Origin of the sequence: Phytomonospora endophytica (genome assembly GCF_014202425.1) — a bacterium.
GTDB lineage: Bacteria > Actinomycetota > Actinomycetes > Mycobacteriales > Micromonosporaceae > Phytomonospora > Phytomonospora endophytica.
On sequence record NZ_JACHGT010000010.1, the window covers coordinates 183,929 to 200,002 of the forward strand.

Genomic DNA, 16,074 nt, shown 5'->3' on the forward strand with positions numbered 1-16,074 from the left:
AGCCACGCATCCTCCCCTGCACGTCGCGCGGGGTGGCCGTGACGGTCCCTGTAGCCGTGTCGCGCGTGAAGGACGGGGGTACATGCGGGGTCCATGTCGTGATGGACGAACCGGCGTGACTCGTCCCGGTGAACGCGCCCCCGGGCGTGCCGTACCGGGTCCTCGACGCGGGGGCACTCGACGTGCACCGTCAGCCGGGCGGTGGGTTCTCCACATATGGGGCCCTCGCCGTCGAAGGCGAGCGCGTCGCGGTCCTGGTTGACGGGCGCCGGGCCGGTGTTCTCGGCGCTGCGGCCGGTGAGGGCTTCCGGGCGGCTGTCGCGGACGTGGGCGAGAACAAAACAAAAAACCGCCCCCGCCGAGGTCCGGTGAAGGACTCGCGGCGTGGGCGTTGTCGCACGTGGGGCGGATACTCGGAAGGGTGCGGGCGTCACCTCCTTACGGGCACTAGGAGGGGCGCGCTACTCATCGCGGGACGTGGGTGTAGGTCGGCGCCGTCGAGCGGCCGAGAAGTACACCCACGATGGGACAGCGTGTTTCGAGGGCGCGGACCAGACCGTAATAGATCGCGCGAGCGGTCGCGGTAGTGGAGGACTTCACCGGGGAGGCCCCCCTTCGTTCGGGCGATACACCAGTGGTCCGCCCGGTGGTTACGCTCGCGCCATGGTCGAACGGTGGGACTGGTTCGCGGTGGCGTGCGGCGTAGTCATGATCGGAGTCGGGGGATGGTTCTTCCTCGATACCGCCGAGCCGTACGCGGCGATCACCGCGGCCATCGGCATGTTCATAGCCGCGTCGGGGGTGTGGACGGCTTGGAACCGTCGTTAGCCGACTTCGGTTAGCTGAACGCTCGCGTTGACCGTGCCGATGTAGGGAACCCACCTGGACCACGCGGTGATCACGACTTGCGGGACACCGGCACCCGGACGCCACACCGGGAGTGCCGTGCCGTAGCCCATGGAGAGCGCGTCGAGGTTGGCCACGGTCGGGTCGGTGGCGGTGGTGGTGTCGGCGACCAGGCACGGCCACAGCCACGCCGCTCCGTCGGTCCGGGCCGGCGGGCGCTTGGGAGTCTTCGTTGCGGTCGACTTGCGGGCACGGGCGTGTGTCTTCGTTGCCATGAGGGGGCTGTTTCCTAGCTCGAATACCTATACCACCCACAGGTGTGGCCAGGAAGATCAAACCTCTTTCGTGTCAGGGCCGCTAGTCCTCCTGCGGAGGCACGACGCGGTAGCGCGGGTTGTCACCGTGCCGCAAGACCGAGTACACCGCGTTCTCCGGCGCGAAGTCGTCTCTCCCGACCCGGTCGAGGGTGTCGTCGAGCCACCGCGAATACCAGGTGCCGAAGTCGACCTCCAGGCAGTACATGCCGCTGCCGCCGACGACGCAGTCGACCCAGAGCGAACCCCGGCGCGGCCCGCGCAGCACGAGGAAGTACCAGTCGCCGCAGCCGTACTCGGCGATCGGGAGACGGCCATTGCACCACGGCTCGCCGAGGTACTCCTCCTTGAGCCGTTCGAAACCGGCCTCGTACTCCGGGTCGGACTCCAGGAGGGCGGCGTGCTCCTCCCAGTCCTCAGGGCCGTCGAGCAGCTCGGTGAAGTCGACGTCGCCGGTGAGCGGACTGTCCGCGCCGAGCACCTCGGCGCCCCAGCCGTCGGTGATCCACGCGAGGGCGTCGGCCAGCGGAGTGATGCCGTAATACGGGCCCGCACCGCCGTCGCCGACCGTGGTCAGGAAGGCGCGGTAGTGCTCCGGCAGCCGTACACCGGCCAGCTCCTCGACGCGTGCGAGCAGTGCCGGATCCACCGGGCCGCCGGTGGTGTGGCCGTGTGTCGACGACCCGAAGACCGACCGCCCGGTGTCGGCCTCGCGCAGCTCGGCGAGCCGGGCCGCGATCGCCGCCATGTCCTCCATCCCGCGATCCTAGGGTGGCGATACGACACGGATCAGGCCCACACAACCCGCACCGAAGGTGTGTGGCCGCCGCCCATGGGAGTCGGCGCGGGCGGCCCATAGATTCGCGGACATGAGCAGTCCGCGCGCGCAGGCGCCCACTTTGGACGGACGGACCGCGCTGGTCACCGGTGGCGGCGGCGGGATCGGCCGTGCCTGCGCGCTGCGCCTCGCCGAAGCGGGCGCGAAGGTCATCGTGGTCGACGTCGACGCCGCCGCGGCCGCCGCGGTGGCCGCCGAGACCGGGGGAGAGGCCGTCGTCGCCGACCTCGCCGAAGCGGCCGCGACCGTACCGTCCGATGTGGACATCATCGTCAACAACGCCGGAATCCAGCACGTCGCGCCGATCGAGGACTTCCCCCCGGAGGTCTTCGCTCGTATTCTGCGCCTCATGGTCGAAGCCCCGTTCCGCCTGGTGCGCGCGGCCCTGCCGGGCATGTACGCGCGCGGCTGGGGCCGTGTGATCAACGTGTCCTCCGTGCACGGCCGCCGCGCCTCGGCCTACAAATCGGCCTACGTCGCCGCCAAACACGCCCTCGAAGGCCTGTCGAAGGTCATCGCCCTCGAAGGCGCCGAACACGGCGTGACCTCCAACTGCGTCAACCCCGGCTACGTCCGCACACCCCTGGTGGAGAAGCAGATCGCCGCGCAGGCCGAAGCCCACGGCATCAGCCCCGACCGCGTCGTCACCGACATCATGCTCGCGCCCTCGGCGATCAAACGACTCGCCGAACCCACCGAGGTCGCCGAGGCCGTCGCCTACCTCTGCAGCCCGGCGGCGTCCTTCATCACCGGCTCCTCGCTCATGATCGACGGCGGCTGGACCGCGCATTGACCCCCGTCCCCGGCGCCGCCGAGTACCTCGAACTGCTCGCCCGCGAGGCCTCCGCCGTCGAGTTCGAGGGCCCGGTCCTCGCCGCGCGCGCCGCCGGTGCCTCGGCCGAGGCCCTCGAAGAACTGGAGAACGCCAAACTCGTCGCCCTGCGCGTCCGCGCCGCCCTCGCCCGCCGCGCGCGCCGCGGGGCCGAACTCTCCGCCCTCTTCCAGACCGCCGGTGACCTCGCCGAACTCCGCGACCTCGACGCCGTCCTCGACGCGATCGTCAGCCGCGCCCGTCAGCTCCTCGGCACCGACGTCGCCTACATGACCCTCTACGACGAGGACCGCGACGACAACTACATGCGCGTCACCGACGGCTCGGCCTCGGCGAACTTCCAGAAGCTCCGCCTCCCCATGGGCGCCGGCCTCGGCGGTCTCGTCGCCCAGAGCGCCACCCCCTACGCCACCGCCGACTACTTCGCCGACGAGCGCTTCGACCACCTCCGCACCATCAACGACGCCGTCCACGAAGAAGGCCTCGTCGCCATCCTCGGCGTCCCCCTGCGCCTCGGCTCCCGCGTCATCGGCGTCCTCTTCGCCGCCGACCGCAGCGCCCGCCCCTTCGTACAGGAGGAGGTCGCGCTGCTCGGCTCCTTCGCCGCGCACGCCGCCGTCGCCATCGACAACGCCCGCCTCCTCGAAGGCACCCGCGCCGCCCTCGACGAACTCAGCGCCGCCAACAAGGTCGTCCGCGCCCACAGCAACGCCGTCGAACGCGCCGCCCTCGCCCACGACCGGATGATGGACCTCGTCCTGCGCGGCGGGGGAGTCGCCGACGTCGCCGCCATGGTCACCGAGGTGATCGGCGGATCCCTGCTCGTCCTCGACTCCACCGACCGTCCACTGGAGACCGTCGGTGCCGTCGGCGACCTCGAATCCGGCGTCTTCGACACCGCCCGCACCGCCCGCGCCCTCGGCCGCAGCGTTCGCCGCGGCGAACTCACCATCGCCTCCGTCGACGTCGGCGCCGAAACCCTCTGCACTCTCGTCCTGCGCACCGCCGAGGACGTCTCCGACACCGACCAGCGCATCCTCGAACGCGCCGCCCTCGTCACCGCCCTGCTGCTCCTCGAACGCCGCAGCGTCGCCGAGGCCGAAGACCGCTTCCGCGGTGAACTCCTCGACGACCTCATCTCCCGCGAGATCACCGACGCCGCCGCCCTCCGCGAACGCGGACGCCGCCTCGGCGTCGACCTCGACCGCCCGCACGTCCTCGTCGTCGCCCGGCACGACGGCCCCCGCGAACGCGTCGGCTTCTGGGCCTCGGCCCAGGCCACCGCCGAACGCGGACTCGCCACCGCCGGCAGCACCCAGGTCGCCCTCCTCCTACCCGGAGAAGACCCCGGCAAGGCCGCCCGCCGCGTCGCCGCCGAACTGTCCGCCGTGCTCGGCCGCCCCGCCACGGCTGGCGCGTGCGGCCCCATCACGGCGCTGGCCGACGTGGCCTCGGCGCATCGGGAGGCGCAGCGCTGCGCCGACACCCTCGTCGCGCTCGGGCGCACCGGCCACGGTGCCGGTGCGGCCGATCTGGGTTTCGTCGGGCTGCTCATCGGCGACCACCGCGACGTCGACGCGTTCCTCGACAGCACGATCGGGCCGGTCGTCGCCTACGACGGCCGTCGTGGCACCGACCTCGTGCACACCGTCGACGTCTACTTCGGACACGGCGGCTCTCCGGCGCGGACCGCGCAGACCCTGCACATCCACGTCAACACCGTGGCGCAGCGCCTCGAACGCGTCGGACGGCTCCTCGGTGAGGACTGGCAGTCGCCGGAGCGCGCGCTGGAGATCCAGCTCGCGCTCCGACTGCATCGGCTACGCCGAACCTGAGGGGACCGGTTCCTCGGCGGCCGGGGCCTTCGCCTTGGCCCGGGCCTCGGCGCGCCGCGCCGCGCGCCGGGCGAGCAGGTCGACGACCGTTCCCCACATGCCGCGCCGGAACAGCAGCACGATGAGGATGAGCACGCCGCCGGTCACCAGGTCGATGCCGTCGAAGCCCGCCGTGGACAGGAAGTCGTTGAGCTGCACCATGATCAGCGAGCCGAGCCCGGGGCCCCACAGGGTGCCGATCCCGCCGAGCACGACCATGATCACGACCTTGCCGGAGGTCGTCCAGTTGACCTCCTGGAGCGAGGCGAAGCCATGCGAGATCGCGTAGAGCCCGCCGGCGAGACCCGAGAGGCCCGCCGAGAGCACGAAGGCGAGCAGCTTGTAGCGGTCCACGGGGTAGCCCAGCGCACGCGCGCGGGCGGGGTTGTCACGGATGGCGGTCAGGACGCGCCCGAAGGGTGAACGCACGATCCGCCAGGCCGCCCAGAGTCCCACCAGGACCAGTGGCAGGCCGTAGTAGTAGAAGAAGAAGGGGTCGGACAGGTCGAGGCCGAACAGTTCGCGCGGGATGCCCTGGAGGCCGTTCTCGCCGCCGGTGAGGCCGCTCCACTGGTTGGCCAGGAAGTAGACCATCTGCGCGAAGGCGAGGGTGACCATCGCGAAGTAGATACCGGTCCGGCGCACCGACAGGAAGCCGATCGGCACGGCCAGGACCGCGGCGGCCAGCGCGGCGCCGAGCACGGCCAGTGGGAACGGCAGCGAGTAGTGAATGGCCAAAAGCCCGGCGGCGTAGGCGGCGGTGCCCCAGAAGGCCGCGTGCCCGAAGGAGAGCAGTCCGGTGAAGCCGAGCAGCACGTCGAGGGCGACGGCGAACAGGGCCCAGCACAAGACGTCCATCGCGACCGGCGGATAGATCAGCCAGGGCAGTGCCAGGACGGTGATGAGTCCGGCGGCGAGCAGGACGGGCCGCCCGGCAAGGCGGGACAGGATCATGTGAAGGCCTCCTCGCGGCCGAAGAGCCCGGCGGGGCGCCAGAGCAGGACCGCGGCCATGAGGATGAACACGATCGTCTGGGAGAGTGTGGGGACGTACAGGTTGGCCAGCGCGGTGATCAGGCCGATGGCGAAACCGGCGGTGACCGAACCGAAGATCGAGCCCAGTCCGCCGATGACGACGACGGCGAACACGGTGATGATCAGGTCGCCGCCCATCAGCGGGTTTACCGCCCGCATCGGTGCGGCCAGGACACCGGCGAAACCGGCGAGGGCGACGCCGAAACCGAACATCGGCGCGACATAGCGGCCGACGTCGATGCCGAGGGCGCGGGTGAGTTCGGGTCGTTCGGTGGCGGCCCGGACGATCACGCCGAGCCGGGTCTTCGACAGGACCAGCCACACCGCGAGGCACACCACCAGGGAGATGCCCAGGACCATGACCTGGTAGGCGGGGTAGGTGAACAGTCCGAAGTCCACGGTCGCGGTCAGCGGCGAGGTGTAGGGCTGCGACTGGACGCCGTACTCGCGGCGCACCAGGTCTTGGAGCAGCAGCGCCAGCCCGAAGGTGAGCAGGAAGTTGTACAGCGGGTCGAGCGCCGACAGCCGCCGGATCAGGACGCGTTCGACGAGGGCGCCGAACAGGCCGAGCGCGACCGGCACGGCGGCCAGCGCGACCCAGTAGTTCACGCCCCATTCGGTGAGCAGCAGGTAGGCGCCGAAGGCGCCGAGCATGTAGAAGGCGCCGTGGGCGAAGTTGACGACCCCGAGCATCCCGAAGATGACCGCGAGGCCGAGGGCGAGCATCGCCAGGAACGAGCCGCTGACGAGTCCGTTGAAGATGTGTTGCACCGTCACTCCTTCACCGCCGGGCGGCCCGGTGCGGGCCGCCCGGCGGTCGCGGGTCAGAACTGGCAGCCGCTCTCGGCGGCGGGTCGGAAGGCCTCGGCGGCGGGGATCGTCTCGACGATCTCCTCGTAGTCCCAGTCCTCGGTGACCTGGTCGGGGGACTTGACCTTCGCCAGGTAGGAGTCGTGGATCATCCGGTGGTCCTCGGCGCGGACCTGGCCGTTGGCGGCGAAGACGTCGTTGAAGGCGAAGCCTTCGAGGGCCTTGACGACGTCGTCGGCGTTGTCGGTGCCGGCACGCTGCGCGGCCTCCAGGTACTGCAGGGCCGCGGAGTAGTTACCCGCGTGGGCGAAGCTGGGCCGCGTGCCGGTCTTGGCCTGGAAGCGGTCGGCCCAGGCGCGGTTGTCGGCGTCGGCGTTCCAGTACCAGGCGTCGGTGAAGGTCGTGCCCGCGAAGGCCTCGACGCCCAGCGAGTGGATGTCGGTGATGAACATCAGCCCGACCGAAAGGTCGACGCCCTTCTCCCGCAGCCCGAACTCGTTGTACTGCTTGACGAGGTTGACCAGGTCGCCACCGGCGTGCATGGTGCCGATCACCGAGGGCGTCGGCGACAGCGTCGGGGCCTTCAGCAGGAAGGTGGAGAAGTCGTCGTTGGGGAACGGCGTCGGGTCGGCGGTGATGACCTGCCCGCCGGTCTTCTGGATCGCCTCGGTGAAGCTCTTCTGCATGTCCTGACCGAAGGCGTAATCGGGATAGACGATGTACCAGTCCTTCGCGCCGGCCTCCGTCACGCTCGTGCCCGTTCCGTTGGCGAGCATGTAGGTGTCGTAGGCCCAGTGGAAGGTGTACTTGTTGCACTTGGCACCGGTCAGCTCGGTGGTCGCGGCCGTGACGTTGATGTGCAGCTTCTTCTTCGCGGCGGCCTGCCCGGCCACGGCGAGGGCCGCGCTGGAGGTCGGGACGTCGAGGATGACGTCGGCCTTCTGCCGGTCGTAGAGCTCCTGGGCCTTGGTGTTGGCCACGTCGGGCTTGTTCTGGTGGTCGGCGGTGACGACCTCGATGTTCTTGGTGATCGCGTCGTCGCCGTACTTGGCCTTGAAGTCCTCCACGGCCATCTCGACCGCGGTGACCGAGTTCTTCCCCGACAGTTCGGAGTAGACGCCGGACTGGTCGTTGAGCACGCCGAGCACGATCTTGTCGTCGGTGATCTTTCCGCCGCCGCCACCGGGTCCGCCGCCGCAGGCGGCGACGGTGGTGGTGAGCGCGGCGGCGATGGCCACGGCGGTCAGCACGCGCCTTCTCATGAGGGTCTCCTTCTAGATGCCGAGGTAGTCGAGCAGTTCGTGTTCGCGGGAGCGGACCTGGTCGTTGTCGAGCCGGTCGACGACCCGCCCTTCGGCCAGCAGGTAGTGGCGGTCGGCGACGGTCGCGGCGAAGTGCACGTTCTGTTCGATGAGCAGGACGGTGACGCCGGCCTCCTTGACCTCGCGGAGAATCTCGCCGATGCGCGCGACGAACAGCGGCGACAGGCCTTCGGTCGGCTCGTCGCACAGCAGCAGCCGCGCGCCCATGCGCAGGACACGGGCGATGGCGAGCATCTGCTGTTCGCCGCCGGAGAGCCGGGTTCCGGCCGAGCCGCGCCGGTCGGCGAGGTTGGGAAAGGTCTCGTAGACGCGTTCCAGCGGCCACGGGTTCGGGCCGACCGCGCGGGGCAGCAGCAGGTGCTCCTGGACGGTCAGGGAGGCGTACATGCCGCGGTCGTCGGGGACGTAGCCGAGGCCGCGCCGGGTGCGCTGGTGCGGGGCGAGCCGGTCGACGGGCTTCCCGTCCAGCGAAACCGTTCCGGTGGTCTTCGGGTGCAGGCCCATGATCGAGCGCAGGAGCGTGGACTTGCCCGCGCCGTTGCGGCCCACGATGGTGACGACCTCCCCGGCGGCGACGTCGAGCGACACCTCGTTCAAGGCCCGCGCCTGCCCGTACCAGGCCGACAGGTTCTCAACGCTCAACATCGGCGTCTCCCAGGTATGCGGCCACGACCCGCGGGTCGCGCCGGATCTCGGCGTAGGGGCCTTCGGCGAGCACCTGTCCGTGTTTGAGGACGGTGACGGTGTCGGCCAGGGAACCGACGACGTTCATGTTGTGCTCGACGAGGACGACCGTGCGGCCTTCGCGGACGCGGGCGATCAGCTCGACGGTCCGGTCGACGTCCTCGGCGCCCATGCCGGCGGTCGGTTCGTCGAGGAGCAGGACGCGGGGTTCGAGGGCGAGCGCGAGGGCCAGTTCGAGGGCACGGCGGCGGCCGTAGGCGAGGGCGTCGCTGGTGGTGTCGGCCAGACCGGCGAGACCGACCTCGTCGAGGAGTTCCAGGGCACGCGGGCTGAAGCGGCGCAGGGCCTTGTCGGAACGCCAGAAGCGCCAGCCGATGGAGGTGCGGGCGGCCAGGGCCAGCTCGACGTGCTCGCGGGCGGTGAGTTTGGCGAAGAGGTTGGTGATCTGGAAGGAGCGGGCCAGGCCGAGCCGCGCGACGCGGTCGGGCGGGAGGCCGGTGATGTCGCGCCCGGCGACGTCGATGGCTCCCGACGTGGGCCGGTGGAAGCCGGTGAGGAGGTGGAAGAGGGTGGTCTTGCCGGCTCCGTTGGGGCCGACGAGGGCGTGGACGCTGCCTTCGGCCACGTCCAGGTCGACGCCGTCGACGGCACGGAAGCCGCCGAAGGCCTTGACCAGCCCGCGGGTGGTGAGGATGGACGCCACCGGCTCGGCTCCTTTGCGCTGGGTGACGGTGGGACCGTGGGGACGCGGTCCACTGCTGCCGTGTGGGTGAACGCTAGGGGAGCCGGTGGGCGGGAGCCATGGCGTGCGGCCACACAAAACCCGCGATATGGCCATGGTCGACGCACATGGGGGCGGCGGGCCGGAGCCGGGGAAGGGCACATGCGCGGGCCGGATGTGGACACGGCGTGCGCAGGGCAGAGAAGAAGCCCGGCTCTACCACTCGATAATCTCTACCGTGTGACGGGTCGGGCTCCACTTACTAATCTAGCGCGATTTTCACGTTTCGTCAAGAGTCGGACACCTTCGGTCACCTCTTTTTCAGGTCATTGAGGCGAAAAGGGGACACTCAAGCCTGATACCAGATGTGGAACTCGTCGAAACTGTGCCGGCCCGGCTTCCCGTCGATCTCCCGCAGCCGCCGCTGGACCTCGATGATGTGCGCGGCCGTCATCGGCAGCGCGGCCTCGTCGGGCTGGTGGTTCCAGCCGATCGGGTAGTCCTCGCCGGGGTCGGTCGACATCTCGATGTGGCAGCCGAGGACGTGCGAGATCTCGTGCGTCTCGCTCCACGCCGCCAGCCGGTCGAAGCTCGCCTGGAAGGCGGCCCAGTCGTCGACGTAGAGGCGGCCCGGGTAGAGCGAGTCGCCGGTCAGGAGCAGGCGTGTGTAGCGGTCGTAGAAGGTCACCGCCGAGGAGTGGTGGCCGGGACTCGGGATGACGTCGACGATCCGCCCGCCGCCGAGGTCGAGCTCGCGCGGCGTGGCCGGCCAGTCGCCGAAGCCGTAGAACGCGGCGACCTCCGGCAACTGCGGACCGACGACCGTCGTGCGCTCCCGGTCGGCGAACTGTCCATCGCCGCTGCGATGGTCACCGTGGCCGTGGGTGTGCACGACCGTCAGGCGATAGTCCTCGCGCGGATGCTTCGCCAGCCAACGCTCGACGTGCTCGTCGACGACCCGCCGCAACGGGAAGTACTCCGGCTCGGCCGTCGCCCCGGTGTCGATGAGGACAGCCGAGGCCGCGCCGAAGAACAGGAACATGAACGGCGCCTCGTAGTTCACCGACATGTTCTGCCGCATGAGGACCGTGTGCTCGTTGAGATGGTGCGACTGGATCTCCGGCGCCGGGTCGTGCTTCGCCGACGGCCATCCGGCATGCCACGTGACGTCAAGGTCGACGACGCCGTCGGTCCCGAAGCGAAGGGGCGACGACGAGGCGGCCGCGGATGCGGGCGAACTGGGGGTGGTCATGGCGACTTCCTTCCCGGGAGACGGGGTGGGTCTCTCCGGGGGATGATCTTGCCGCATCGGAGCGGGGAGGGCGCGACCGGTCAGCCGGTTTCGCCGCCTGCTCGTCGCCGACGGAGCGGCCCCACCACCCCGCCCTACCTCACCCCGTCTCCTCCGCCCCTCCGCGTCGCCGACAGGTAGATCCGGCGCGTCGGGATCTCCTCGGCGTAGGCCTCGCGGGAGGTGAGCCCGTCGACGCGGAAACCGGCCGCCTCGGCCGCCGCGCGCAGGTCCTCCGGTGTGTGCTCAGCCCAGTACACGCGGGCGCCGGTGCCGAGCGGGTCATCGATCTCGCCGTCGGCGGTCCCCTCCTTGGCGACGACGAGGAGCCGCCCGCCGGGCCGGATCGCCACGGCCCAGGCCGCGAGCGTGCCGGGCAGGACCGCGCGGGGCTGGTCGTGCAGCGAGTAGTACGAGACCAGCCCGTCGAAGGGCCCCAGTTCGGCGAGGTCGCGCTGGTCGCGCACCTCGAAGCGGACGCCGGGCCGTTCGATCCGCGCCAGCTCGACGCAGCGCGGTGACAGGTCGACACCGACCACGTCCAGTCCGTGTCGCGCGAGCAGCCCGGCGACGTGCCCGCAGGGCCCGCATCCGGCGTCGCAGACGCGACCGCCTTCGCCGACGAGGCCGGCGAAGGCGGTGAGCGTGTCGCGGTCGAAGGGCTTGCCGGAAAGCTCGTCGCCGAACAACTCCAGGTAGCGGTCGGCGCGGGCGTCCCAGTTGCGGGCGACGTCGGGGGCGGGCGTGATCACCCGCGAATCGTAGAGCCCCCCGTCCCGGCGGTCTCGAAGGCGTGACCCGACTCGATGTCGAGCTGCGTCGTCGACTTGTTCTTGAGCCAGAACACGTACACGGCGAGGGAGATGGCGATCGTGACGGTCACGTAGGCGATGAACTCGGTCAGGTGGTCCTTCTTCATCGCCTGGTAGATCAGCGGTGCCGTGCCGCCGAAGATGGAGTTGGCGACGGCGTAGCCGAGCCCGACGCCGAGCGCGCGGACCGAGGCGGGGAACTGCTCGGCCTTGACCAGCGCGTTGATCGACGTGTACCCGGTCAGGATGATGTACCCGATCGCCAGCAGCCCGAAGGACGCGACCGGATTGGTCGTCTTCGGCAGGAACGTGAGCAGGAAGTACGTGTAGATCACCCCGCCGACGCCGAAGAACACCAGCAGCGGCTTGCGCCCGATCCTGTCGCTGATGAGCCCACCGACCGGCTGGAGCAGCATGAGGAATATCAGGCCGATCAGGTTCACCCACGTCGCCACGACGGCCTCGTCGGTGTAGGCGGTCTTCACGATCGCCGGGGCGTTGACGCTGTAGGTGTAGAACGCCAGCGTGCCGCCCATGGTGATCAGGAAGACCAGCAGCAGCGGCTTCCAGTACGACGTGAACAGGGTCCGCATGGAGCCCGAGTTCCGGTCGGCGCCCGAGCGGATCGCGGCCAGCTTCTCCGGCGGCAGGGACTCGTCCATGGACCGCCGCAGCCAGAAGACCACGATCGCCGCGACGCCGCCGATGGCGAAGGGGATCCGCCAGGCCCAGGATTCGATCTGCTCCTTGTCGAGGAACGCGAACATGATCAGCAGGGTGAACTGGGCGAGCACGTGGCCGCCGACGAGCGTCACGTACTGGAAGGACGAGAAGAAGCCGCGCCGGTTTCGGGTGGCCGCCTCCGACATGTACGTCGCCGAGGTCCCGTACTCGCCGCCGGTGGCGAAGCCCTGCACCAGCCGGCAGACGATGAGGACGACCGCGGCGAAGCCGCCGATGGTCGCCCGCGTGGGCATGACCGCGATGACGAAGGAGGCCAGCGCCATCAGAGACACGCTGAGCACGAGGGCCTTGCGGCGCCCGGAGCGGTCGGCGTAGCGGCCGAAGAACCAGGAGCCGACCGGCCGCATCAGGAAGGTCACGGCGAAGATCGCGTAGACGTAGAGGGTGGAGTTCTCGTCCTCTTCGGCGAAGAACTGGTGCTCGAAGTAGGTCACGAACACCGTGTAGATGTAGACGTCGTACCACTCGACGAGGTTGCCGGAGGAGCCCCGCAGCGTGTTGAGGATGGCGCGGCGGGTACTGGTGACCGTCCCCAGTGGAGCCGATGGGCCGGGCGAACTGCTCGTGGCGTCTGTCATCGATGAACCTCCGGGGTAGTTGATCGCCCCGTATGTTACGCATTGTCGCCGGGGAGGCAAGCCTGCTCGCCGCGAAGGATCTTGCCGGACGCGGCCAGCACCGCGACATCGACACCGGTCGACGTCGCGGCGGCCGCCGGCCGCGGCCTCGGCGCGAGTTCGCCACGGGCGGCCGTCTTCCTGCATAGACTCCTGCGCGTATGTCGATGGAGGGGGATGTCATGCCGAAAGGCAGGACCGTCGGGGTGGTGGCGCTGGTGGTCCTCGCGGCGGGCGCGGTGTGGCTTGGGACCCGCGCCTATGCCTCGGGGAGCACGTGCACGGTCAACGGTGAGTCGGTGACCGGGACGGTGATCGAGGGGACCGGCGGTGACGACCGGGTCGAATGCCCCGAAGGCGTCGGTGAGGGCGTCACCGTCCGGACCGGCGACGGCGACGACACGGTCGTCGCGACCGGTGTCGCGGGCCGGGGCGAGCCGGGTACACCGGCCAACGCGGGTGTGATCGAGACCGGGCCGGGCGAGGACACGGTGACGCTCACCGGCGCGGCGATCGACGCCGACGCCCTGCGCCGGGAACTGCGCAACAGCGCGGGCAACTCCGGGACCGTCGACGTGGGCGGCGGCGACGACACCGTGACGGTCACCGGCGGGTCCGGCGGTGAACCGGACGCGGGCGGGCGCGGTTTCGTCGGCAACACCGGTGCCGTGCTGGGCGGTCCCGGCGACGACGGCGTCGAACTGGTCGGCGGCGCCGGATCGAACGGCGGCGACGGCAACGCGGGCACCGTCGACGGCGGCGACGGCGACGACACGATCCGCGCCAAAGGCGTCGGCGCCTACCCCGACGACCGTGACGGTGACGGCGGTGTCGGCAACACCGGCTCCATCGACGGTGGTCCGGGCGCCGACCGGCTGGTCGCCACCGGCGGCGACGGGTACAGCGGCGGGAACGGCAACGCCGTCCCGGGCGACGACGGCCCCGGGTCCCGCGCGGTCATGCGTGGCGGTGACGGCGACGACGTGGTCATCGCCGTCGGCGGCAACCCCCGGCTCGACGTCGGCCACGCGGGCAACGGCACCGGCGAGCGCGGTGAGCTGCACGGTGACGCCGGTGACGACTCCATCGAGGCCGCGCCGGGTATCGGCGGCCGCGAAGGCGAGGGCAACGCCGACGGCGTGTTCGGCGGTCCCGGCACCGACAGGTGCGATGTCGACGACAACGGCGGCACCGTCGACGGTTGTGAGTAGTTCCGTCCGCTGCCGGGCCCTGCTAATCTCGTCCGATGCCAGACGATGACATAGAGGGCTGTAGTCCCCAGCCGGGTTCGGCCCGGCGAGTCTCGTTCGGACACGGCCACGTCCATGGCCGTGGTTTCCCCACCTTCGCGTGGGGACGGCCCCCGCGCTGCTGTGAAGGAGCGGTTCGGTGGTCTTCGAGAAGTTGCCGCGCGCGTTCGGCGTCGGCGGCCCCGGAGTGAACACGGTCCTCGACCGGGCGCGCATGCGGCCCGGCGACCAGGTCACGGGACAGGTGCACCTTGACGGCGGCGACATCGACGCCGACGTCGAGCCGATCGCGCTGTCCCTCATCACGTGGGCCGAAGGCGGCGAGGTGGTCGAGTTCCACCGCGCCGACGTGTGCGGCCCGTTCCGTCTCGCGGCGGGGGAGCGGCGCTCGATCGCGTTCACCTTCGGCGTGCCCTGGGAGGCGCCCCTGTCCGGCGCCGACGGCCCACTGGTCGGCGTGCGCGCCGGTGAAGGCGACATCGACCCGCTGCACGTGGCGCCGCTGCCCTCGCAGGAGCGTGTCCTGGACGCCTTCACCCGCCTCGGTTTCACGCGCGCGAAGGCCGCCCTCGAACACGGCCGGGTCGGTGGACAGCACCAGGAACTGCCCTTCTTCGCCGAGCTGGGTTTCCGGCCGCCGCCGGGCCACACCGGAGCGGCCGGGGAGGTCGGACTGGCCTTCGTCGCCGACCGGCACCATCTCGCCGTGGTCCTCGCCGCCGACGGCCGCCGCGGTGCGGCGGGCGACTTCGGGCGATGGATCTTCCCGCACGAGACCGCGATCCGCACCGACTGGGAAGGCCTGGTCACCGACTGGCTCGACGAGCTTCCCGAGCGCTTCCCCCGGACGCTCTCGGGCGGTCCGGTGCCCGCCGGGGGCTAGCCTTCGGCGACCGGCCCCAGCCCCACGTGCGCCGCCACGGCCCGCGCGGCGGTGACCGCGTCGACGCCGTCGGTCGCCACGGCGAAATCGGCCGGGGTGGCCTGCGCGGCCCGGTAGCGGTCTTCGAAGAACTCGCCGATCGGCGGCCGGCTGTCGTCGGCGGCCCAGCGCTCGCGCCACGTGGTCTCACCGGCCAGCAGTTGCACCGTGGTGACCTTGACGCCGTCGGGCGCGAGCTCGCGGAGCAGTTCGTGGAAGGAGGTCTCCTGGAAGACCCAGGTGACCAGCAGCAACTCGACACCGGCCATCGCGGCGTTGCCGATCACGGCCCTCAGGTTCGCCTGCACCATGGAGATCATGGCCGCGTCGACCCGCCACGGCTGGTGGCTCCACAGGGCGTCGACATCGACCCACTGCACGAGTTCGCCACCGCCTTCGGCCAGCCGCAGGAACTCTGTGGCGACCGCGGACTTGCCGACGCCGGGCGCACCACCGAGAAGGACCATGCGCATATCCATGCCGACACGATATGAGCCGATCTCCGCGCGCACAACGCCGTTACCGGAAGTGAGGAGGCCTCGCGGAGCGCCGTGACCACGGCACGGTCGGCGGTCTTCGGGCCATCCGGAGTCGAAGACGCAGGTCGGTGGGGGTGCGTCCGCTTTCAGATGGCGAACATGAAAAGGCCCGGCGACAGGCCGCCGGGCCGCACGAACGTATGGTCTACTTCGCCGTGCCGACCGGTACGACGCACATCTCCCAGCGCTTGCCGCGTTTCCCGGCGCTCTCGTTGATGGCCTTGCCGTCGGGGTAGCCGTCACAGGTGCCCATGTCGTAGTCGTAGCTCCCGCGCGAGGTCGCCACGACTTCGTAGACCGCGCCCGGATCACCACACTCGACGATGCTCCAGCCGGTGAAGGTCTCCTCAAGATCCTTCAGGCAGTCACCCCGCTCGGGGTTGCCGCCGTGGATGAAGAAGAAGTAGCCGAAGAGACCGCCGACGAGGATCGCGGTGAAGCCGATCCGCAGCCCCCACCGGGGCTTCTTGCGCGCCGGGACGGGCGCGGGCGGAGGGTAGTGCGGAGCCTGCGGTGGGCCGTAGCCGGCGGGCGGTGGCGGGTAGGCGCCGTACTGCGGCTGCTGCTGGGGGTACTGGGGATAGCCGTGCTGTGGTGGGTAAGTCACGTCGTCCTGCTCGGTCC

16 protein-coding genes and 1 pseudogene are annotated in these 16,074 nt (G+C 70.4%); 5 read left to right on the top strand and 12 right to left on the bottom strand.

From position 1 onward, the window contains the following. The first annotated feature begins 663 nt into the window (after positions 1-663). A complete protein-coding gene (locus HNR73_RS23215; RefSeq protein ID WP_184789701.1) occupies positions 664-828 on the top strand; it encodes a hypothetical protein in 165 nt (54 codons plus the stop codon). On the opposite strand, the gene HNR73_RS23220 is transcribed toward HNR73_RS23215, so the two are convergent. After that, a complete protein-coding gene (locus HNR73_RS23220; RefSeq protein ID WP_184789702.1) occupies positions 825-1,121 on the bottom strand; it encodes a hypothetical protein in 297 nt (98 codons plus the stop codon). The two genes, HNR73_RS23215 and HNR73_RS23220, sit on opposite strands and share 4 nt — an antisense overlap. 82 nt (positions 1,122-1,203) lie before the next feature. Then, on the bottom strand, positions 1,204-1,917 hold the full coding sequence (locus HNR73_RS23225) for an SMI1/KNR4 family protein (RefSeq protein ID WP_184789703.1): 714 nt from the start codon (positions 1,915-1,917) through the stop codon (positions 1,204-1,206). Positions 1,918-2,029: 112 nt separating this feature from the next. Between HNR73_RS23225 and HNR73_RS23230 the strand changes: the two genes are divergently transcribed. Both HNR73_RS23230 and HNR73_RS23235 read left to right on the top strand, forming a co-directional pair. After that, positions 2,030-2,791: a 3-hydroxybutyrate dehydrogenase gene (locus tag HNR73_RS23230; RefSeq protein WP_184789704.1), complete on the top strand. Its 762-nt coding sequence runs from the start codon at positions 2,030-2,032 to the stop codon at positions 2,789-2,791. Further along, complete coding sequence (locus tag HNR73_RS23235; RefSeq protein ID WP_203686470.1) at positions 2,788-4,665, top strand: helix-turn-helix domain-containing protein; 1,878 nt, start codon at positions 2,788-2,790, stop codon at positions 4,663-4,665. Before HNR73_RS23230 ends, HNR73_RS23235 begins: the two co-directional genes overlap by 4 nt. Before the next feature lie 51 nt (positions 4,666-4,716). On the opposite strand, the pseudogene HNR73_RS23240 reads toward HNR73_RS23235, so the two are convergent. From HNR73_RS23240 to HNR73_RS23275, 8 genes and pseudogenes are all read right to left on the bottom strand, one after another. Continuing rightward, positions 4,717-5,658, bottom strand: a pseudogene (locus tag HNR73_RS23240) (branched-chain amino acid ABC transporter permease); the annotation flags it as partial. Next, positions 5,655-6,464, bottom strand: coding sequence for a branched-chain amino acid ABC transporter permease (locus HNR73_RS23245; RefSeq protein ID WP_221331104.1), 810 nt, complete (start codon positions 6,462-6,464; stop codon positions 5,655-5,657). The pseudogene HNR73_RS23240 and the gene HNR73_RS23245, both read right to left, overlap by 4 nt. Positions 6,465-6,562: 98 nt before the next feature. Further along, complete coding sequence (locus HNR73_RS23250) at positions 6,563-7,810, bottom strand: ABC transporter substrate-binding protein (RefSeq protein ID WP_184789707.1); 1,248 nt, start codon at positions 7,808-7,810, stop codon at positions 6,563-6,565. A gap of 12 nt (positions 7,811-7,822) precedes the next feature. After that, entirely contained in the window at positions 7,823-8,515 is a 693-nt protein-coding gene (locus HNR73_RS23255; protein WP_184789708.1) for an ABC transporter ATP-binding protein, read from the bottom strand. Further along, positions 8,502-9,257 carry an ABC transporter ATP-binding protein gene (locus tag HNR73_RS23260; RefSeq protein WP_239122210.1) on the bottom strand — a complete coding sequence of 252 codons (756 nt, stop codon included), beginning with the start codon at positions 9,255-9,257 and terminating at the stop codon, positions 8,502-8,504. Before HNR73_RS23260 ends, HNR73_RS23255 begins: the two co-directional genes overlap by 14 nt. A gap of 367 nt (positions 9,258-9,624) precedes the next feature. Further along, entirely contained in the window at positions 9,625-10,527 is a 903-nt protein-coding gene (locus HNR73_RS23265; RefSeq protein WP_184789710.1) for an MBL fold metallo-hydrolase, read from the bottom strand. A 134-nt stretch (positions 10,528-10,661) separates the two neighbouring features. Then, entirely contained in the window at positions 10,662-11,318 is a 657-nt protein-coding gene (locus HNR73_RS23270; RefSeq protein WP_184789711.1) for a class I SAM-dependent methyltransferase, read from the bottom strand. Next, a complete protein-coding gene (locus tag HNR73_RS23275; protein WP_184789712.1) occupies positions 11,315-12,700 on the bottom strand; it encodes an MFS transporter in 1,386 nt (461 codons plus the stop codon). Before HNR73_RS23275 ends, HNR73_RS23270 begins: the two co-directional genes overlap by 4 nt. A gap of 221 nt (positions 12,701-12,921) precedes the next feature. On the opposite strand from HNR73_RS23275, the gene HNR73_RS23280 reads away from it, so the two are divergent. Together HNR73_RS23280 and HNR73_RS23285 are read left to right on the top strand one after the other, a co-directional pair. Then, positions 12,922-13,950, top strand: coding sequence for a hypothetical protein (locus HNR73_RS23280; protein WP_184789713.1), 1,029 nt, complete (start codon positions 12,922-12,924; stop codon positions 13,948-13,950). 178 nt (positions 13,951-14,128) lie between these two features. Then, positions 14,129-14,872: a sporulation protein gene (locus HNR73_RS23285; RefSeq protein ID WP_184789714.1), complete on the top strand. Its 744-nt coding sequence runs from the start codon at positions 14,129-14,131 to the stop codon at positions 14,870-14,872. On the opposite strand, the gene HNR73_RS23290 is transcribed toward HNR73_RS23285, so the two are convergent. Continuing rightward, entirely contained in the window at positions 14,869-15,390 is a 522-nt protein-coding gene (locus tag HNR73_RS23290) for a DEAD/DEAH box helicase family protein (protein WP_184789715.1), read from the bottom strand. The genes HNR73_RS23285 and HNR73_RS23290 overlap by 4 nt on opposite strands. Positions 15,391-15,595: 205 nt before the next feature. Beyond that, the gene (locus HNR73_RS23295; RefSeq protein WP_184789716.1) at positions 15,596-16,057 is read right to left on the bottom strand and encodes an LppU/SCO3897 family protein; all 462 of its coding nucleotides are present in this window, start codon (positions 16,055-16,057) and stop codon (positions 15,596-15,598) included. Positions 16,058-16,074 lie beyond the last annotated feature (17 nt).